General features: G+C 74.0%; 16 protein-coding genes. 13 read left to right on the top strand and 3 right to left on the bottom strand.

The window, feature by feature from the left end; translation table 11 throughout:
* Positions 1 to 85 precede the first annotated feature (85 nt).
* From AB0435_RS18610 to AB0435_RS18600, 3 genes are all read left to right on the top strand, one after another.
* Positions 86 to 1,693, top strand: a complete 1,608-nt coding sequence (locus tag AB0435_RS18610) for a carboxylesterase family protein (protein ID WP_366427445.1) — start codon at positions 86 to 88, stop codon at positions 1,691 to 1,693.
* Positions 1,694 to 1,788: 95 nt separating this feature from the next.
* A complete protein-coding gene (locus AB0435_RS18605) occupies positions 1,789 to 2,373 on the top strand; it encodes an isochorismatase family protein (RefSeq protein WP_366004115.1) in 585 nt (194 codons plus the stop codon).
* Positions 2,370 to 3,308, top strand: coding sequence for a DJ-1/PfpI family protein (locus AB0435_RS18600; RefSeq protein ID WP_366427444.1), 939 nt, complete (start codon positions 2,370 to 2,372; stop codon positions 3,306 to 3,308). Before AB0435_RS18605 ends, AB0435_RS18600 begins: the two co-directional genes overlap by 4 nt.
* Here the strand turns inward: AB0435_RS18600 and AB0435_RS18595 are convergent.
* Positions 3,298 to 3,663 (bottom strand): hypothetical protein, encoded by a 366-nt coding sequence (locus tag AB0435_RS18595; protein ID WP_366004118.1) that lies wholly within the window; start codon positions 3,661 to 3,663, stop codon positions 3,298 to 3,300. The genes AB0435_RS18600 and AB0435_RS18595 overlap by 11 nt on opposite strands.
* 238 nt (positions 3,664 to 3,901) lie before the next feature.
* Between AB0435_RS18595 and AB0435_RS18590 the strand changes: the two genes are divergently transcribed.
* From AB0435_RS18590 to AB0435_RS18550, 9 genes are all read left to right on the top strand, one after another.
* Entirely contained in the window at positions 3,902 to 4,735 is an 834-nt protein-coding gene (locus AB0435_RS18590; RefSeq protein ID WP_366004162.1) for a M55 family metallopeptidase, read from the top strand.
* Positions 4,728 to 6,077, top strand: coding sequence for a M20/M25/M40 family metallo-hydrolase (locus AB0435_RS18585; protein ID WP_366004119.1), 1,350 nt, complete (start codon positions 4,728 to 4,730; stop codon positions 6,075 to 6,077). The genes AB0435_RS18590 and AB0435_RS18585 overlap by 8 nt, the downstream gene beginning before the upstream one ends.
* 82 nt (positions 6,078 to 6,159) lie before the next feature.
* A complete protein-coding gene (locus tag AB0435_RS18580; protein WP_366004163.1) occupies positions 6,160 to 8,145 on the top strand; it encodes a prolyl oligopeptidase family serine peptidase in 1,986 nt (661 codons plus the stop codon).
* Between the two features lie 155 nt (positions 8,146 to 8,300).
* Positions 8,301 to 9,101, top strand: a complete 801-nt coding sequence (locus AB0435_RS18575) for a 2,3-dihydro-2,3-dihydroxybenzoate dehydrogenase (RefSeq protein WP_366427443.1) — start codon at positions 8,301 to 8,303, stop codon at positions 9,099 to 9,101.
* A 199-nt stretch (positions 9,102 to 9,300) separates the two neighbouring features.
* Positions 9,301 to 10,497, top strand: coding sequence for a chorismate-binding protein (locus AB0435_RS18570; RefSeq protein WP_366427442.1), 1,197 nt, complete (start codon positions 9,301 to 9,303; stop codon positions 10,495 to 10,497).
* A 215-nt stretch (positions 10,498 to 10,712) separates the two neighbouring features.
* Positions 10,713 to 11,390 (top strand): 4'-phosphopantetheinyl transferase superfamily protein, encoded by a 678-nt coding sequence (locus AB0435_RS18565; protein ID WP_366427441.1) that lies wholly within the window; start codon positions 10,713 to 10,715, stop codon positions 11,388 to 11,390.
* Positions 11,391 to 11,479: 89 nt separating this feature from the next.
* Positions 11,480 to 11,983: a hypothetical protein gene (locus AB0435_RS18560; protein ID WP_366427440.1), complete on the top strand. Its 504-nt coding sequence runs from the start codon at positions 11,480 to 11,482 to the stop codon at positions 11,981 to 11,983.
* Between the two features lie 36 nt (positions 11,984 to 12,019).
* Positions 12,020 to 13,480 carry a hypothetical protein gene (locus AB0435_RS18555; RefSeq protein ID WP_366427439.1) on the top strand — a complete coding sequence of 487 codons (1,461 nt, stop codon included), beginning with the start codon at positions 12,020 to 12,022 and terminating at the stop codon, positions 13,478 to 13,480.
* A 127-nt stretch (positions 13,481 to 13,607) separates the two neighbouring features.
* Positions 13,608 to 15,269: an FAD-binding protein gene (locus AB0435_RS18550; protein ID WP_366427438.1), complete on the top strand. Its 1,662-nt coding sequence runs from the start codon at positions 13,608 to 13,610 to the stop codon at positions 15,267 to 15,269.
* Positions 15,270 to 15,333: 64 nt separating this feature from the next.
* On the opposite strand, the gene AB0435_RS18545 is transcribed toward AB0435_RS18550, so the two are convergent.
* Positions 15,334 to 15,990 (bottom strand): DUF4232 domain-containing protein, encoded by a 657-nt coding sequence (locus AB0435_RS18545; RefSeq protein ID WP_366427437.1) that lies wholly within the window; start codon positions 15,988 to 15,990, stop codon positions 15,334 to 15,336.
* Positions 15,987 to 17,729, bottom strand: a complete 1,743-nt coding sequence (locus AB0435_RS18540; protein ID WP_366427436.1) for a SulP family inorganic anion transporter — start codon at positions 17,727 to 17,729, stop codon at positions 15,987 to 15,989. The genes AB0435_RS18545 and AB0435_RS18540 overlap by 4 nt, the downstream gene beginning before the upstream one ends.
* Before the next feature lie 418 nt (positions 17,730 to 18,147).
* Between AB0435_RS18540 and AB0435_RS18535 the strand changes: the two genes are divergently transcribed.
* Positions 18,148 to 19,614, top strand: a complete 1,467-nt coding sequence (locus AB0435_RS18535) for an MFS transporter (RefSeq protein WP_366427435.1) — start codon at positions 18,148 to 18,150, stop codon at positions 19,612 to 19,614.

The following is a 19,614-nucleotide window of genomic DNA, read 5'->3' as shown; positions in this document are numbered from 1 at the left end:
TGGACCGATTCTGGACGAAGGCGGACGGGAGTCCGGCGCGGGGGTCCCCACGCGCGAGCGCGGCACGGTCGAGGGAGAAGATCTGGTGTTCCCGTGGAACAGCCGGCGGCGGGCTCGCCGCACCGTGTTCGCGGCCGTCGCGGCCCTGGCGCTCACCACCGCGGTGAGCGCCCCCGCGGCGGGCACCGCCGCCCCCGCCGACTGCCTGGCGCGCACCTCGCTCGGCGCGGTGCAGGGCGCCGGGAAGGGCGGCGTGTGCGCCTACCTCGGCGTGCCGTACGCCGCGCCGCCCACCGGCGCCCGCCGCTTCCGGCCGCCCGAGCCGCCCGCCGCCTGGCAGGGCACCCTCCCGGCCGGCAAGGCGAAGCCGCCGTGCCCCCAGGACTTCTCCGACGGCGACGGCAGCGGCGTGGAGGACTGCCTGCACGTCGACGTGTGGTCCTCCCGCGCGCCCGGCGCCCACAAGCCCGTCATGGTCTTCCTGCACGGCGGGGAGGACATCTACGAATCCGCGAGCGACGCCCTGGACGACGGCGCCGCCCTCGCGGCACGCGGTGACGCGGTCGTCGTCTCGGCCGACTACCGCCTGGGCATCCTCGGCTGGACCGAACTCGGCGGCCTGGACCGCTCGTACGCCGGATCCGGCAACAACGGCCTGCGGGACGAGGCCGCCGCGCTCTCCTGGGTGCACGACCACGTCCGCGACTTCGGCGGCGACCCGGGCGACGTCACCGTCTTCGGGCAGTCGGCCGGTGCCGTCTCCGTCGACGCGCTGCTCGCGGGGGACCGGCCGGAGCGCCTCTTCCGCCGCGCCATCGCCGAGAGCGGCCCCGCGAACGCCGTGCACACCGCCCACTCGGCGCGGACGGCGGCCGAGCGCGTCTTCACGCTCGGCGGCATCCGCGGCGTCGGCGATCTCAACGCCCTGTCCACGCGGCAGATCCTGGAGCTCCAGCAGAAGGCCCGGGCCGGCCTGCCGGGATTCTCCGGCGCCGTGTTCTTCGCGCCGTACATCGACGGCTCACTGGTCCCCGGCCCCGTCGTCGACCGGATCACCGCGGGCAGCGCCCGTAACGTCGACGTCATGGCCGGCACCAACACGAACGAGACCGACTTCTGGGCGCTGTTCACCCCCGACCTGCTCAAGCTCCCGCTCCGCTCCTACCCCTTCTTCCCGCCCGTGCTCGCGGACCGCAAGCAGCGGATGTACGACGTCTACGCCGCGGACCGCCCCGGGCTGAGCGAGGGCCGGGTGGTGAACGCCATGCTCACCGACCAGTTGGAGCGGGTGCCCACGCTCCGGCTCGCCGAGGCCCAGTCCCGCTGGCGCCCCACCTACGTCTACCAATTCGACTGGCACGTCCCGTATGCGACGGGTGTGCCGGACGCCCAGAACCTGGGCGCGATGCACCAGTTGGAGATGCCCTTCGTCTTCGGCAACCTCGACCTCGGGTGGGTGCCGCGCGGGCCCGCGACCGTCAGCGCCCAGCGGCCCGCCCTGACGCGCCTGTCGCACGCGATGACGGACGCCTGGGCGGCCTTCGCCCGCCTCGGCACCCCCGGCTGGCGCCCGTACCGGACCACGGACCGGGCCACGCTGATCTGGAACCTGACGCCCCGCGTCGAGCGCGCCCCGCTGGAGAAGGAGCGCGCCCTGTGGGACGACTACTCCTTCCCCTCCCAGGACTCATGAGCACGCCGAGTTGATCCGCCCGCCTGACCGGATCGTTCCGCATCGGGTCCCGATCATGCCTTGGCGCGGGGCCGCGCGGCGCCGAGGATGAGGGCATGAACAGCGCACTCCTCGTCATCGATGTCCAGGAATCCTTCCGGCAGCTGCCCAACTGGGCGGCCGTGTCCAACCCCGGCATCGTCGGCCAGGTCGACCGCCTGGTCGCGGCCGCCCGCGCCAAGGGCGACCTCGTCGTCTGGGTGCTCCACCACGAGCCGGGCACCGGCAATGTCTTCGACCCCGCCCTCGGCTTCACCCGCCCCATCGAAGGGCTGCGGCCCCTCGACGGGGAGCCCGTCATCGCCAAGACCTCGCACAACGCCTTCACGACGACCAACCTCCAGCAGCTGCTGACCGAACGCGGCATCCGCGAGGTGGTCGTCAGCGGCATCCGCACCGAGCAGTGCTGCGAGACCAACGCCCGCGTCGCCTCCGACCTCGGCTACGGCGTCACCTTCGTCACCGATGCCACCGCCACCCACCCCATCGAGCACCGGGACGCCCCGGAGGGCCGGAGCCTGGACGAGATCCTGGCCGACCCCCGTACCCTGGGCACGGACGCGATCGTCGCCCGTACCGAGTACGTGCTCGCCGGCCGCTTCGCCAGGATCGCCACCGTCGAGGAGCTGACCGGATCGTGACACGGGTCGTCTTCCTGCTCGTCCCGCAGCTGCATCTGCTGGATCTCGCCGGGCCCGCCCAGGTCTTCTCCACGGCGGCCGACCTCGGCCACGGATACACCATCGGATACGTGGCCGAGCGGGAAGACGTCCCCACCGCCCAGGACGTGACACTGCGGGCGGCCACCGAATGGCCCGAGCTGACCGCCGACGACCTCGTCTTCGTCCCGGGCTGGCGCTCGCGTGGCTTCCGGGAGAACGGGGGGCTCTCGGAAGCCACGCTGGAGCGGCTGGTCGCGCACCACGCCGCGGGCGGCACCGTGGCCAGCGTCTGCGCGGGCGCGGACGCCCTCGGCAGGGCGGGCCTGCTCGACGGCCGCCGCTGCACCACCCACCACGACCTCCAGGACGAACTCGCCCGGCGCCACCCCCGGGCGAGGGTCGTCCGCGACGTGCTCTACGTCATCGACGGCCGCGTCGTCACCTCCGCCGGGATCGCGAGCGGCATCGACCTCTCGCTGCACCTCCTGGCCGCCCGGCACGGACCCGCCGTGGCCGCCCGCGTCGCGCGCTCCATGGTTGTCCACGCCCGCCGCAACGGCGACGAGCAGCAGGCCAGCGCCATGCTGCGGCACCGTGCCCACATCGTCGACGCCGTCCACCACGCGCAGGACCTCATCGACGCCCGCTTCACCGACCGGCTGGGCCTCACCGAACTGGCGGCCGCCTGCGGCCTCAGCGAACGCACCCTCACCCGCCGCTTCACCGCCGCCACCGGCCTCACCCCCCTGCGGTACCAGCAGGAACTGCGCGTCGAGCGCGCCGAACACCTCATGGCCCAGGGCTCGACCTCGGAGGCGGCGGCCCGCGCGGTCGGCTTCCAGGACGCGCGGATGCTGCGCCGCCTCCGCGGCCGGCCGGAGCTCCGGCCGGCCGCCGAGCCGGTCAGCTGGTGAACTTCACGCTGCGCGCCGCGACGTTCCCGACCGCGGCACGCGGCGCGAGCGTGCCCAGCCGCCTGACGCAGCGGTTGTCGGAGTAGTAGAGGACCCGGCTGTTCGTCCCGTTGCTGATCTGACGGACCGTGGTGTGCTCGCCGGAGAGCAGCTCGACGCACTTGCCCGCGGGCGGGTTCTCGGTGCGCCGCTGCACCTTCTCGTGCAGACAGACCGTGTCCGCCGCGCCGGTTCCCGGCTGGCACCGGTCGTACTCCACGGTCAGCGCGCCGTTCGCGGCCCGCGCGTCCGGGCAGAGCGCGACGACGAGCAGCAGGACGGGCGCGACGGCGCCCAGGGCACGGCGGATACGCATGGGGAATCCCCTCACGAAGCGGTGGACTTGGTGCCCACCAGCTATCCACGCCACGCGGCCCGCGCGCGGGGATTCACTCGTCGGTGGGCGCTGCGCCGCGCCGCCGAACGGGCCTTCGCGCAGGCGGCCTTGGCCGGGGCGGGCCGGGACCGGCGGCTCCCTCGTCCGTGAGCCGCGCCAGAAATACTCGCTGACACCCGTGCGCCCCCCACCGCCCTGCGATAAGACTTGTCGCATGGTGAAGATCCTGATCTCCGCGGACATGGAAGGCGCCACCGGTGTCACCTGGCCCGCCGACGTGCTGCCGGGCACCCCGCAGTGGGAGCGCTGCCGCCATCTGTTCACCTCCGACGTCAACGCCGCGATCCTCGGGTTCTTCGACGGCGGCGCCGACGAGGTCCTCGTCAACGAGGCCCACTGGAGCATGCGCAACCTCCTGCTGGAGAAGCTGGACGAGCGCGCCGAGATGCTCACCGGCAAGCACAAGTCGCTGAGCATGGTCGAGGGCGTGCAGCACGGCGACGTGGACGGGATCGCCTTCGTCGGCTATCACGCGGCCGCGGGCGCCGAGGGCGTGCTCGCGCACACCTATCTGGCCAATTCGCTCACCGGCGTATGGGTGGACGGCACGCGGGCCAGCGAGGGGTTGCTCAACTCTCTGGTCGTCGCGGAATACGGTGTGCCCGTGGTACTGGTGACGGGTGACGACCGGACCTGCGAGGACGCCAAGGGCTATGCCCCGGCGGCCCGTTCCGTCGCCGTCAAGGACTATGTGTCGCGGTACGCGGCGGTGTGCCGCACCCCGGCGCGTACGGCTGATCAGATCCGGACGGCGGCGCGGGAGGCGGTGGCGCTCGCCGTGCGGCACGAACCGGTGCGCCGCGGGCCCGTCGGCATGGAGCTCGAATTCGACGCCGAGCACCTCGCCGGGGCCGCCACGTGCGTGCCGGGCGTCGAGCAGAGCGGCGAGCGCCGGGTCGCCTACACCACGCCGACCATGTACGAGGGCATTCGCTGCTTCAAAGCGGTCACGACCGTCGTGTCGGCCGCCGTGGAGGAAGAATATGGCTGACACCCGGGCAGGCACCCGAGCGGAGCGGGTCGACGGGCGGGCGCTGGACGAAGCGGTGCGCTTCACTTCGGAGCTGATCCGCATCGACACCACCAACCGCGGCGGCGGGGACTGCCGGGAGCGCCCGGCGGCCGAGTACGTGGCCGAGCGGCTGGGCGAGGCGGGCCTCGAACCCGTACTGCTGGAGAAGGCGCCCGGCCGGACGAACGTCGTCGCCCGGATCGCCGGCACCGACCCGGACGCGGAGGCCCTGCTCATCCACGGCCACCTGGACGTGGTGCCCGCGGAACCCGCCGAGTGGACCGTCCACCCCTTCTCGGGCGAGGTGCGCGACGGCGTGGTGTGGGGCCGCGGCGCGATCGACATGAAGAACACGGACGCGATGGTCCTGGCGGTCGTCCGGGCGTGGGCGCGGGCCGGGGTCCGGCCGCGCCGGGACATCGTGCTGGCCTTCACCGCGGACGAGGAGGACACCGGGGTCTTCGGGTCCGCGTTCCTCGCGGGCGAGCACCCCGGCCTGTTCGAGGGCTGCACGCAGGCCATCGGGGAGTCCGGCGCGTACACCTTCCACGCCGGGCCGCGGCTGACGCTCTATCCGGTGGCGGCGGGGGAGCGGGGCACGGCCTGGCTCAGGCTGACCGCGCGGGGCAGGGCCGGCCACGGCTCCAAGGTCAACACGGAGAACGCCGTCAGCGCGCTCGCCGCCGCCGTCGCCCGTATCGCCGGCCACCGGTGGCCGCTGCGGCTCACTCCGACCGTGCGGGCGGCGCTGGTGGAGATCGCGGCGCTGCACGGCATCGACGCCGACCCGGACAGCCCCGACTTCGACGTGGAGGGCCTGCTCGGCAAGCTCGGCCCGGCCGCCGCGCTGCTCGCCCCGACGCTGCGCAACAGCGCCAACCCGACGATGCTGAACGCCGGCTACAAGGTCAACGTCATCCCCGGGACGGCCGTCGGGCATGTGGACGGCCGGACGGTGCCGGGCGGCGAGGAGGAGTTCGCCGCCACCCTGGACGAGCTCACCGGGCCGGAGGTGAGCTGGGACTTCCACCACCGCTACGACGCTCTGCAAGCCCCCGTCGACGTGCCGCTGTTCGACCGGATGCGGGCGGCCGTCGAGCGCTTCGACCTCGACGGGCACGTGGTGCCGTTCTGCATGTCGGGCGGCACCGACGCCAAGCAGTTCGCCACCCTGGGCATCGTCGGCTACGGCTTCGCGCCGGTCCGGCTGCCGGCCGGTTTCGACTACCAGTCGCTCTTCCACGGGGTCGACGAGAGGGTCCCGGTCGACGGGCTGCACTTCGGGGTCCGGGTGCTCGACGACTTCCTCATGGACCTCTGAACCACCTGTATTTCTCGGCTTTCCCAGCTTTCTCCGCGCTGACGCTCAGCGCGGACCCGAAGGACAAGGAGACGTGACGGACATGGTGTCCACGGCGCCCTACGGAGCCTGGCAGTCCCCGATCGACGCCGGGCACGCGGCCCATTCCGGAGGCCGGCCCGATGCCCTGGGCATGGTCGGTGACGAGGTGTGGTGGGTGGAGCCACGCCCGGCGGAGGGCGGCCGGTACGCCCTGGTGCGGCGGCGGCCCGACGGTACCGAGTCGTCGGTGCTGGCGGTGCCGTGGAACGTCCGCAGCCGGGTCATCGAGTACGGCGGCGGCCCCTGGGCGGCGGTGCCCCGGGACGAGGGCGGGCCGCTGGTGGTGTTCACGCACTTCGCCGACCAGCGGCTGTACGCCGTCGAGCCCGACGCGCCGGGCGGCGCGGAGCCCCGGCCGCTGACCCCGCTGTCCCCGGTCGGCGGGGGGCTGCGCTGGGCGGATCCCGTGCTCGTCGTCGAGCGCGGCGAAGTGTGGTGTGTGCTGGAGGAGTTCACGGGCGAGGGCCCCACCGACGTCCGCAGGGTGATCGCCGCCGTGCCTCTGGACGGGTCGGCCGCCGGTGACCGGTCCGCGGTGCGCGAGCTCACCGACGACGCGCACCGCTTCGTGACCGGACCGCGCCTCTCCCCGGACGGCGGGCGCGCGGCCTGGATCGCCTGGGACCACCCGCGGATGCCCTGGGACGGCAGCGAGCTGAAGACCGCCCGGATCACCGACGGCGGCTTCGCCGAGGTGCGTACGCTCCTGGGCGGACCGCGGGAGTCCGTCGCCCAGGTGGAGTGGGCGGCGGACGGCGCCCTGATCGCCGCGACCGACCGCAGCGGCTGGTGGAACCTGCACCGGGTGGACGCGGACAGCGGACGGAGCGTCAATCTCTGTGACCGCGAGGAGGAGTTCGCGGGACCGCTGTGGCGCACGCACCAGCGCTGGTTCGCACCGCTGGCCGGCGGGCTGATCGCGGTGCTGCACGGCAAGGGCGCCGCGGTGCTCGGCATACTCGACCCGGCGACCGGCGAGGTCGCCGACGCGGCCGGGCCCTGGACGGAGTGGGCCCCGGCCCTGGCGGTGAGCGGCACCCGCGTCGTCGGGGTGGCCGCGAGCGACCGCACCTCGTACGAGGTGGTGGAGCTCGACACCCGCACCGGCCGGGCCCGTGCGATCGGGGCCCGCCACACCGACGCCGTGGACCCCGCCTACTACCCCCGGCCGCGGGCCCGCACCTTCACCGGGCCGGGCGGCCGGGAGATCCACGCCCACGTCCACCCGCCGCACAGCCCCGACCACGCCGCGCCCGAGGGGGAGCTGCCGCCGTTCGTGGTGTGGGCGCACGGCGGTCCCACCAGCCGCTCCCCGCTCGTGCTCGACCTGGAGATCGCCTATTTCACCTCGCGCGGCATCGGGGTCGCCGAGGTGAACTATGGCGGTTCGACCGGCTACGGCCGGGCCTACCGCGAGCGGCTGCGCGAGGCGTGGGGCACGGTCGACGTCGAGGACTGCGCGGCCGTCGCCGAGGCGCTGGCCGAGGAGGGCACGGCCGACCGGGCCCGGCTGGCGATCCGCGGTGGCAGCGCGGGCGGCTGGACGGCGGCGGCGTCGCTCGTCTCCACCGGCCTCTACGCCTGCGGCACCATCGCGTATCCGGTGCTGGACCTGCTGACCTGGGCGGCGGACGGGACGCACGACTTCGAGTCCCGCTACGCGGAGTCGCTGGTGGGCTCGCCGACGGAGCGGCCCGAGCGCTGCCGCGAGCGGTCGCCGCTGTACGGCGCGGCCCGGATCTCGGCGGCCTTCCTGCTGCTCCAGGGGCTGGAGGACCCCATCTGCCCGCCCGGGCAGAGCGAGCGGTTCGTGGCGGCGATGGCCGGGCGGGGGGTCCCGCACGCGTACCTCACCTTCGAGGGGGAGGGGCACGGCTTCCGGCGCGCCGAGACGCTGGTCCGCGCGCTGCGCGCCGAACTGTCCCTCTACGCCCAGACCTTCGGGGTCGACGTGCCCGGCGCATCCGTCCTGGAACTCAGGAAGTGAGTCGGTGACGAACCGTAACCAAGCGAGGTTCCCCCTATAAGCAAGGGGGTGAGGTTAGCCCAACCTAAGTCAATACGGACGCCGCCGCACCGAGCGTGCCGACCGGCGCGCTTCGGCCGAAACTGTCATGCAAGGTAAGGCTTACCTTGCTTCGCATGGGAATCGAGGGAACCGTCGTGCAGCAGCCAGAACTCCCCGGCCGCGTAGCGCTGGTGACCGGCGCCGGCCAGGGCATAGGCGAGGCCGTGACGCGCGCTCTCGTGGCACAGGGAGCGCGCGTCGCGGCCCTCGACCGGACCCCGGACGGCATCGAGCGCCTCGAAGCCGAATTCGGCACCGCCACCGGCACCGCCCACACCGCCGACGTCGCCGACAGCACCGCCGTCGAGGCCGTCGTCGACGAGGTCGAGCGCACCATGGGCCCGCTCGCGATCCTCGTCAACGTCGCCGGGGTGCTCCACGCGCCCCCCGTCATCGGCATCACCGACGAGGTCTGGGAGCGGACCTTCGCTGTCAACTCCACCGGCGTCTTCGTCGCCTCACGGGCCGTCGCCCGCAGGATGGGCGAACGCCGCGCCGGATGCATCGTCACGGTCGGCTCCAACGCCGCGGGCGTGCCGCGCACCAGCATGGCCGCGTACGCCGCCTCCAAGGCCGCCGCCACCATGTTCACCAAGTGCCTCGGCCTGGAGCTGGCCCGCAGCGGCGTCCGCTGCAACGTCGTCTCGCCCGGCTCCACCGACACCGCCATGCAGCGCGACCTGTGGACCGACGACGAGGCGCCCCGGCGCATCGTCGAGGGCGACCCCGAGAGCTACCGCGTCGGCATCCCGCTCGGCCGCATCGCCGAGCCCGCCGACATCGCCGAGGCCGTCACCTTCCTGGTCTCCGACCGCGCCCGGCACATCACCATGCACGACCTCTACGTCGACGGCGGCGCCACGCTGCGCGCCTGACGGCACGTCACCTGGCACGCCCCTCCGCCCCGACCGGCAGGAGGAGACCGGCCGGACCGGCCCGGCGGCGGATCCGCGCGCACAGCACGAGCCCGGGCGGCGGACCCCGCGCCGCCCCGAGGGGCGGCGCCGCACCCGGCGCGGCCCGAGCGCACCACACACACGCCCGGTGGGACCCACCGGAGGAATGGAGCACCAGGTGACCACGGTTGACCACGTCGCGGTCCGGCCGAGCGGGCCCGCCGCTCATCCGGACGGCTGCCCCGCCGCGGCACCCGGGACACCCGGTCACCGCACCGGCGGGGCCGTCGGCACCGTCGGCGCCGCGACCTCGCTCCTCGACGCCTACGAACCCGGCCGCGCCCGCTTCTTCGCCTCCCCGACCCGCACCCTGCTGGCCCACGGCGAACGGGCCAGGGTGCCGCACGGCGACACCCCCCTCGCCCGCCGCGTCACCGAGACACTCGACGCCCAGCGGCTCGCCGGCCACCGGACACCCCTCGTCGTCGGCACCGTGCCCTTCGACCCCACCGCGCCCGCCGAACTCGCCGTGCCCGAGGCCGTCCGCTGGGCACCCGCGCTCGCCGACGACCCGCTGATCGCCCTGCACGCCGCCGCCCGCTGGGACATCAGACCCGTGCCGGGACCCGCCGCCTACGGCGCCGCCGTCGCCGAGGCCGTACGCCGCATGAAGCGCGGCGACTTCGCCAAGGTCGTCCTCGCCCGCACCCTGGAGCTGCGCTCCGACCGCGAACTCGACCTCCCCGCCCTCCTCCAGCGGCTCGCCCGCCGCGACCCCGGCGGCTACACCTTCGCCGTGCCGTCCGGCCCCGGCCGCACCCTGCTCGGCGCCAGCCCCGACCTCGCCGAGGACGTCCGGCGGGCCGCCGCCCTCCTCCAGTCGGAGAAGGACCTGCACGAGCACTCCGTCGTCGTCGACGCCGTCCGCGACGCGCTCGCCCCCTACTGCCGCACCCTCGACGTGCCCCTGCGCCCCACGCTCGTACGCACCGCCGCCATGTGGCACCTCTCCACGACCATCGGCGGCGAACTCGCCGACCCCGCCGTCTCCGCACTGGAGCTGGCCGCGGCCCTGCACCCCACGCCGGCCGTCTGCGGCACCCCCACCCGCACCGCCCGCGAGGTCATCGGCGAGCTGGAGCCCTTCGACCGCGGCCACTTCACCGGCATGGTCGGCTGGGGCGACGCGAACGGCGACGGCGAATGGGTCGTCACCATCCGCTGCGCCGAGGCCGAGGAGCGCACCCTGCGGCTCTACGCGGGCGCGGGCGTCGCCGACCGCTCGTCCCCGGAGGCCGAGACCGCCGAGACCGGTGCCAAGTTCCGTACGTTCCTCGACGCCGTCGGCGCGAACCACCAGGAGGCCGCCCGATGAGCGCCCGGCCGGGCACCGACGACGCCCCCGGGCTACCCGGCTGAGTACGCCGAGCGCTCTGTATCCATGCCCGCCGGGAGAGCAGGGCCTTCCCGGACCGTTTGACCGGCGTCGAAGCCACAACATGAGCCGACCGCTCCAGAACCACTACTCTGGATCATCGGGAAAGGGCGGGGCTGGGGAGCACCGAATACCGCCGGACAAGGAGCCATCCCATGACCATCGAGCCCCGAGTCCTCGGCGACGACCCACTCCCCGCCCCCTGGACCTCCGGCCCGCCTCGCACCTGGCTGCTACGGATCGACGACCGGCCACAGCCGTACGCCCACACCCTCGACGCCCAAGAGCAGGCCCGCGCCGCCGCCTTCGCCAGGGAGAACCTCCGCGCTCGCTACATCGCCAGCCACCTCGCCCTGCGCCGACTGCTCGGCGCGTATCTCGGGATGGAGCCGGGCGCCGTCGAGCTGACGCGTGAGCCGTGTCCTGGCTGTGGAGGCCCGCACGGCCGTCCCGCCGCGGTCGGCGCGCGCTTTCACTTCAACTTGTCGCACGCCGGTGACCTGGCGTTCATCGCCTTCGCGGACACTCCGGTCGGGGCGGACGTGGAGCGGGAGCAACCGGCCGGGGTCGCGGCCGAGGTGGCGCGGATGCTCCATCCCGACGAGCGGGCCGAGCTCGCGGCGCTGGCGGCGGCGGAGCTTCCGGTGGCGTTCGCGCGCTGCTGGACGCGCAAGGAGGCGTATCTCAAGGGTCTGGGAACGGGCCTGTCCGAGAGCCCGACCAAGACCTACGTCGGCACGGCCCGTACCCCGTCACCACCGCCGGGCTGGACCCTGACGGACATCGAGGTGGACCACGGCTACGCGGCGGCGATCGCGGTGGCGACGGGCTGAGGCACCGCACCCAGGTCCGGCGGCAAGGATTGTCAGTGGGTGCCCATACGCTCGAAGAGCACCGGTGCCCGCCCTGACGAGGAGTCCGCATGAGCGCGTCCGACACGACCGCACCCGACGCGATGATGGCCGACATCGGCCGCGGCATCGAGTGGGGGCAGAGCGGCGAACGGGAGCGGGCCCGCGGCCTGTTCGCCGAGCTGTGGGAGCGGATCGGCCCCGACGGTGACGCCCTGCACCGCTGTGCGCTCGCGCACTCGATGGCCGATGTCCAGGACGACGTCCGCGAGGAGCTCGCCTGGGATCTGCGCGCGCTCGAGGCGGCCGATCTGATCACGGACGAACGGGCGCGCCAGGCAGGCCTGGCGAGCCCGGTGGCCGCCTTCTACCCCTCGCTGCACCTCAACCTCGCAGAGGCGTACCGCAAGCTCGGCGACCTCGACCGGGCGCGCGACCACCTCAGGCGAGGCCGGGCCGCGGCGGGTGAACTCGGCGACGACGGCTACGGAAAAATGATCAAGGACGGCCTGAGCCGCCTCGCGGACCGCCTCGCCGCGGGCCCGCCGGCGGACGTCATAGGCTGGATCGCGTAGATCGTACAAACCCACCGAACCGGGCGGAGACATCACGTGAGCAAGCAGACCGGGTCCGCCCGGCAGGTCGTCGCCGCTGCCCTGACCGGAAGCGCGGCGACGCTGGAGGAGGTCCTCGGGCCCCTCGGCCCGGAAGGCTGGGTCGCCCTCGACCTCGGCGTGCGGACCGTGGCTTGGTACCAGCACGGCGGGCTGCCGTCCAACTCCTGGGCGCGGGCCGGTGAGCGGCCCGCGAACGAGGCCTCGCTCGCCGTGGCCCTGTGCCACCCCGACGGGCGGGTCCGCCAGGCCGCCCTCGCGGCGGCCGCGTCCGTGCCGGCCCTGCTGCCCCTGGCCGTGGTGCGCTGCGCGGACTGGGTGGCGCCGGTCCGTGAGGACGCGCGGGCGCTGTTCCGCGCGGCCCTGTCCGCCGCGACGCCGCGGGCCGTGGCCGAAGTGACGGCCGTGGCGCTGCGGGTGGCCGGGCGACGGCATGGAGCGTACGCCCGCGACCTGCTCACCGAGTTCCTGCGGTCCGCCGGCCAGGAGCTGATCGCTACCCTGACGGCAAGTCAGGACCGGGCCACCGGCCGGCTCGGGTACCGGATCGCGATCGGTCAGGGGCGGTTCTCCGCGACCGGGCTCGCGCGGATCGCGGCCACGCACGGGGACGTCGTCGTGCAGGACCTCTGCGCCGACGCCGCGCTCGCCCGAGCCGCCACGGCCGGGCAGTACGCGGAGATCGTCGGCCCGCTGCTGGGCTCCCGGCACTCGCGGGTGCGGGCCGCCGGGGTGACCGCGCTCAACCGGACCGGAGGCGTCGAGGAGGCCGCGGCGTTCCTCACCGACCGCTCGGGCATGGTGCGCGCCTGCGCCCGGTGGGTGCTGCGGCAGCACGGCGTCGATCCGCTGCCGCGCTACCGCGCGATATGCGCGGGCCCGCCCGGGGCCGTCAGGCCCGGGGCCGTCAGGCCCGGAGCCGTCGCCGGTCTGGGGGAGAGCGGCGCGAAGGCGGACGCCGAACTGCTGCGCCGCCTGCTGGCGCACCCGGTCGCGGCGATACGGGCCCGCGCGGTCGCCGGGCTGCGCGGGCTCGGCGCGGTGGAACCGGAGCAGCTGTCCCCGCTGCTGACGGACCCGTCGGCGGCTGTGGTGCGTGAGGCGTCCGTCGCCCTCGTGCCCGACGCCACGCGGCTGTCCGAACTCCTGCTGTGGGAGCGGCTGGCGCCCGACCGGCCACGGCACGTACGGACCGCTGCCTACCGCCTGCTGTCCGCGCACCGCGGCACGGTCGAACTGCGCTGCCATCTGACGCTGTTGGACGACGAGGACCCGCGCCTGCGCGCCCAGGCCCGCGCCGCCGCGATCCGCTGGACCCCCGGGTACGGCGCCTCGGCGCCCGCGGCCCTCTCCTCGTCCGAGCGCGCGCACCTCGACGCGCTGATCGACCGGTCCGCGCCCCTTCTGGACAGCGCGACCATGGCGCGGCTGCGCTGGTATGTGAAGTCCGGGCGCTGAACCCGGGCTCCTGTGGCACCCCGCCGCGTCACAGGGTGTCGTGCGCGTACGGGATCGGACACGAGCTTCCGGTTCATGATCAAATCTGGGGCGAAGCCCGTACCGGAAGTCCCAGGGGGGACCGATCATGAGCAACACCGGTCGTACGGCGTCCATCGGGCGCCGCAGTCTGCTGACCGGAGGCGTCGCCGCCGGCGGTGCCGCCATCGCCGCGGCCGTGCCCACGCGCGCGCAGGCCGCCCCGCCGCCGGGGATACCGGCGCCCGCGGCGGTGACGGTCACGCCCGGGGACGCCCGCTACGCGGACCTCGTCCGCGGCATCAACCAGCGGTGGGCCGGCACGCCCGAGTACGTCCGCCTGGTCACCTCCACGGAGCAGGTCGTGAGCGCCGTCCAGGAAGCCGTCTCGGCCGGGAAGCGGATCGCCGTCCGCAGCGGTGGCCACTGCTACGAGGACTTCGTCTTCAACAAGGACGTGAAGGCCGTCATCGACATGTCCGCGATGACGGAGGTCTACTTCGACCCCTCCCGCCGGGCGTTCGCGGTGGAGGCGGGGGCGTCGAACCTCGCGGTGTACGAGACGCTGTACAAGATGTGGGGCGTGGGGCTGCCCGCGGGCTCGTGCTATTCCGTCAGCGCGGGCGGGCACATATCCGGCGGCGGCTACGGCCTGCTCTCGCGGCAGCACGGACTCACCGTCGACCATCTCTACGGCGTCGAGGTCGTCGTGGTCGACAAGAAGGGGACCGCGCGGGCGGTCGTGGCGACCCGGGAGCCGGACGACCCCAACCGGGAGCTGTGGTGGGCCCACACCGGTGGCGGTGGCGGCAACTTCGGTGTGATCACGCGGTATTGGCTCCGGTCCCCCGGTGTCACCGGAAGCGACCCCTCCACCCTGCTGCCCAGGCCGCCGTCCGAGGTGTTCGTCCACGCCACGGCTCTGGAGTGGGACGATCTCGACGAGGCGTCCTTCACCAGGCTGCTGAAGAACTGGGGCACGTGGCACGAACGCAACAGCGCCCCCGACTCGCCGTACAACGCTCTCTTCGGCCTGCTGAAGCTGACGCACCGCTCGGCCGGGCAGGTCGGTCTGCTCACGCAGGTGGACGCCACCGTGCCGGGCGCGCGCCGCATGCTCGACGACTATCTGACGGCGATTCACGACGGTGTGGGCAGCACGCGCCGGGCGATGACCCGGCGCATGGGCGAGCACGCGCCGATGCCGGAGTTCTCCGCGCCGCGGCGGCTGCCGTGGTTCCTGGCGACCGACTCGCTCAGCGGTACCAACCCGATGCTGCGCGGCAAGTACAAGTCCGCGTACATGCGCAAGGGTTTCACCGACGCCCAGATCAAGGCCCTCCACCGGCATCTGTCCCGCACGGACTACACCAACCCGAACGCCCTGGTGCAGGTCGACTCCTACGGCGGCCGCATCAACGCCGTCGCGCCCGCCGACACGGCGGTGGCCCAGCGCGACTCGGTGCTCAAGCTCCAGTACCAGACGTACTGGACCGACCCCGCCGAGGACGCCCGCCACCTGACGTGGATCCGCGAGCTGTACCGCGACGTCTACGCCGGGACCGGCGGTGTGCCCGTCCCCGACGACGTCAACGACGGCTGCTACGTCAACTACCCGGACACGGACCTGGGCGACCCGGCCTGGAACACCTCCGCGACGTCGTGGGCGCGGCTGTACTACAAGGGCAACTACCCGCGCCTGCAGCGCGTCAAGGCGGTCTGGGACCCGGGGAACGTGTTCCGGCACACCCAGTCCGTACGCCTGCCGTAGCGGCGGCCGGCGGGTCCCGCCGCTCGGCCGCGAGCAGGCGGGAATCCGCCGGACCGCGCCCGGCTCATCCGTCCATCCGTATCACGCCGTCCCGCGAGGTGGGGGCGGCCCAGGCGCTCAGGCCCAGTTTTCCCGTCGTGCCGAGGTCGATCGTCTCGGGGACGTTCTGCCGGGCGGAGCCGGGCACGGGGGCGAGGGAGAGGTACGCGCCGGTGACGGGGGCCCTGTCCAGGCTGTCCACCGTGTTCCGCCAGGCAAGTCGGGCCAGGGCCCACTGGCCCGGCGTCAAGGTCACCTCCGTCGGGCCGGCGTCGAAGTCGTCCTGGCCGAGGACCGACGCGGCTCCGCGTTCGAGTTCGACCTCCACCGGCTTCCGGTCGCCGTCGAGGACCTGTATGTCGGGATAGCCCTTGACGACCTTCGGTTCCTTGCCGCAGTTGGTCAGCTTGACCGACAGCACCCGCAGGCCCATCGCCGCGTTGGCCTCGCCCGCCTGTGCGATCAGCCCCGACGCGGGGCAGTCGAGCACGTCGGGCGCGCCGGACATCGCTTCGGGCGAAGGCCGTTCGCCCGGGAGGCGGGACGTCTCTGTCTCCTCCATCGTCTCCTCCACCGGTGACGGCGCGCCGCACGCCGTGAGGAGACCCGCCGTGAGGAGCCCGGCGAGCTGGACGAGCGGCTTGCGGGATGTGCGTGTCGCTTCGTGTGTTGCCGGTTTCATCCGGACATCGTGTCATCCGTCTCCAGCCAGGAGCCGGTCGGTGTCGGTCCGGGCAGGGCGCGGGGGTTGAGCAGGGCGCGCTGCGCGTAGCGGAAGGCGTCGGCCGGTGCGGGGAAGGCGTGGTGTTCGTGCGAACGCAGCCGGCGCAGGACGCCCAGCGCGTCGAGGTGGGGGCGGTGGTTGGGCCGGATGCCGCTGAGGAGGATGTGGGCGCGGCGCCGGTGGTGGTTGTCGATGGCTTCCCCGAGGGCGAGCACACCGGTGGCGTCGATGAGGGTGACGCGGGCCATGTGCAGGATGGTCACGGTGGCCTGTGACCGGCTGATGGGTTTCAGCAGGCGGTCGGCGGTCGTGAAGAGGAGCGGCCCGTCGATGCGGTAGACGGCGACCGACGTGTCGTCGGGCGCGGGGGTCGGCGTCTCGCCCTCGCGGGTCTGCCGGGGGAGCATGCGGTGCACCGCGGCGGACTTCGTGACCGCGTGCAGCGCGAGGGCCGCGGTGAGCACGGCTCCGACGGTGATGCCGGTGACGAGGCCGAACAGTACGGTGGTCGTCGCGGTGACGGCGGCCACCGCCAACTGCCCGTGGCCGGAGCCGCGCAGGGCCCGCAGCGCCGTGAGGTCGACCATGCGCACGGCGGTGGCGATGAGGACACCGGCGATCGCGGCCAGGGGGACGGCGGCCACCAGCGGACCGGCGGTGAGGGCGACGAGCGCGATGGCCGCCGCGTTGACGAGGGCGGCCAGCCGGGAGACGGCGCCGGCGCGGATGTTGATGCCGGTACGGCAGACGGTGCCCGTCGCGGCCAGCCCGCCGAACACCGGCGTGATGACGTTCGCGGCCGCCAGGCCGAGGAGCACGCGGTCGCCGTCATGGCGCTCGGCATCGGTGAGCGAGTCCGCCGCGGCAGCCGTCATCAGGGATTCGAGCGCGCCCAGCGCCACGACCGTGAACACCGAGGGCAGCAACTGCGGGACGAGCGCGGGTGAGACGAAGCCGAGGGAGGGGGCCGGGAGTCCCGCGGGCAGCGGCCCGATGGTGGCGAGCGGCAGCCGCAGGAAGTGGGAGAGGACGGTCGCGAGGCCCACGGCCAGGAGCGGGACGGGCAGGGCGGGGCGCAGGCGGCCACCCGCCAGGCACAGCGCGAGCACGCCGATCATCATCGCCGCCGCGGCCCCGTGCCGGTCGGGGGCGAGGTCGCCGAGGGCCCGCACCGCCGGTACGACGACACCCTCGCCCTCCCCTCCCCGGCTGCCGGTCGCGGCGGGAAGCTGCTGGCAGACGAGCACGCCGGCGCTGCCGGTGACGAATCCCGTGACGACGGGCGCGGGCACCAGGCGCACGTACCGGCTGAGCCCGAAGCGGGCGGCGGCCATGAGCACGAGACCGGCCAGCAGGCCCGTCGTCAGCACCCCCGGGGCGCCGTGGGCCCGCGCGACCGGCAGCAGGGCCACGGCCAGGAGCCCGGTCGGCCCGGTGATCTGCAGTCTCGAGCCGCCGAACAGCGCCGCGAGCCCCCCGGCCACCACGGCGCTGACCAGCCCGGCCCGCGCGCCCAGCCCGGAGGCCACGCCGAGGCCGAGTGACAGGGGCAGCGCGGCCACGGCCACGGTCAGCCCGGCCACGGCGTCCTCGCGCGGTGACGCGCGCATTCCGGCGAGGTCGTCACGTGGCGGCAGAAGTCCCCGGATCCGGGCCCTCGCACGCGACAGATACCGAATGGCCTGCGTGTGCGGCATGACGTCTCCTGTGTTTATCATCTGGAATTTTTCTCGCGCCGAGGAAATCCGGTATCAGGGGGACGGGTTGATGCGGTGCGTCAGCATCACAGCAGGTGGGGACGGCTGTCGGGGTGTAGGGCCGGTGCGGGGCTCCTCGGCTCGCTTCGGTTTGTCCGTTGCACGCTGGCATTTCCGGCGGTGTCGCCGCAAGAGGGAAACCGCGTTCGGGGAACTCCCTGGAAGGTGCATCGGAAAGGGAATGCCGGTGAATTCCCGGCGGCTGCGCACGGGAATTTCCCGTGGGCGTGCGCGATATCGGCGCGCCCCCGTGCGTGCGGCCCGCGCCCCCGTGCACCCTCATCCATCGGTAGCCGAATAGTTCGGTGACCGATGTAATCTGGCAGAAGGGGACGCGAGAGGCGAGGAGACGGCGCGCATGACCGACGGTCTGATACGTCCGCGCACCCCCGGCCGCCGCCTGCCCGGCGTCCTGACGCGGGAGCGCGCGCGGCCGGAACGGATACGCGCCAGCCCCGGCGCCTGGCGGCCCGCCGTCGCGACCGTGTGCCTCGGCGCCTTCATGGGCCAGCTCGACGCCAGCATCGTCACCCTCGCCTACGGCAGCCTCCGCGCGGAGTTCCACGCGTCGCTCGCCGCCGTCACCTGGGTGTCCGTCGCCTACCTCCTCACGCTCGTCGCCCTCCTGCTGCCCATGGGCAGGCTCTCCGACGCCCACGGCCGCAAGCTGCTCTACCTCCACGGCTTCGTCGTCTTCACCGCCGGTTCCGCGGCCTGCGCGCTGGCGCCGGACCTCCCCGCGCTGATCGCCCTGCGCGTCGTGCAGGCGGCGGGCGCGGCGATGCTGCAGGCCAACAGCGTCGCCCTGGTGAGGACCTGCGCGCCCCCGGGCCGGCTGCGCCTCGCCCTCGGTGTGCAGGCAGCGGCCCAGGCGCTCGGGCTCGCGCTGGGCCCCCTGACGGGCGGCGTGCTGGTCTCCACCCTCGGCTGGCGGTGGATCTTCGCCCTCAACGTCCCCGTCGGGCTGGCCGCCCTGCTCGCCGGCCGCTATCTGCTGCCGCGCACCCGTACCCGCCACCGCGCCGGCGGCTTCGACTGGCCGGGGCTCGCGCTCCTGGCCCTGGCCACGACCGGCCTCCTGCTGGCCCTCTCGCTCCTGCCCCGTCCGGCCGTCCCCGTGTGGTGGACCGCCGCGCTGTTCGTCCTCGCGGCGGGCGCTACCGCCGGCTTCGCCGTCCGCCAGCGCCGGGCCGCGTGCCCCTTGCTCAGCCCCGGCCTGCTGCGCGTCAGGGCCGTGCCGCTCGGCCTGACGGGGGCCCTGTGCGCCTACCTGGTGCTCTTCGGACCCCTCGTGCTCGTGCCCCTCGCGCTCACCGCGCGCGGATACTCCGACCTGAGCGCGGGGCTGGTGCTCAGCGCGCTCCCGGCGGGCTTCGCGCTCGCCGCGGCCACCGCCGACAGGGTCCTGCCGTACACCTGGGGCGAGCGGGCCCGCTGCACGCTGGGCGCCGCGCTGGCCACGGGCGCGCTTGTCCTCATGCTCGTCCTGCCCTGGGACGCCACGTCACTGGCACCGCTCCTGGCCCTCCTCGGCCTGGGGCTCGGCGTCCACGTCCCCGCCAACAACACCCTCGTGATGGCCGCGATACCCGCGCGCTCCTCCGGCACCGGCGGCGGACTGGTCAACATGGCCCGCGGCCTGGGCACGGCGCTCGGCGTCGCCCTCGTCTCCCTCGCACTCCAACTTCCCGGCGGCGCACACTGGCCGGACGGCCCGCAGCGCGCCGTCCTCACCCTCCTCCTGGTGTCCTCGGCCACGCTCGCCGTCGCACGGCGGCAGACGGGGGGAGCGCCGGGGCGGCCGGCCGGGCCGCCCGCCGATTAA

It is taken from the genome of Streptomyces sp. NPDC051173, assembly GCF_040689515.1.
Classification (GTDB): Bacteria; Actinomycetota; Actinomycetes; order Streptomycetales; family Streptomycetaceae; genus Streptomyces.
Note: the sequence above shows the minus strand (reverse complement) of the source record. Positions and strands in the feature narration are given on the sequence as shown.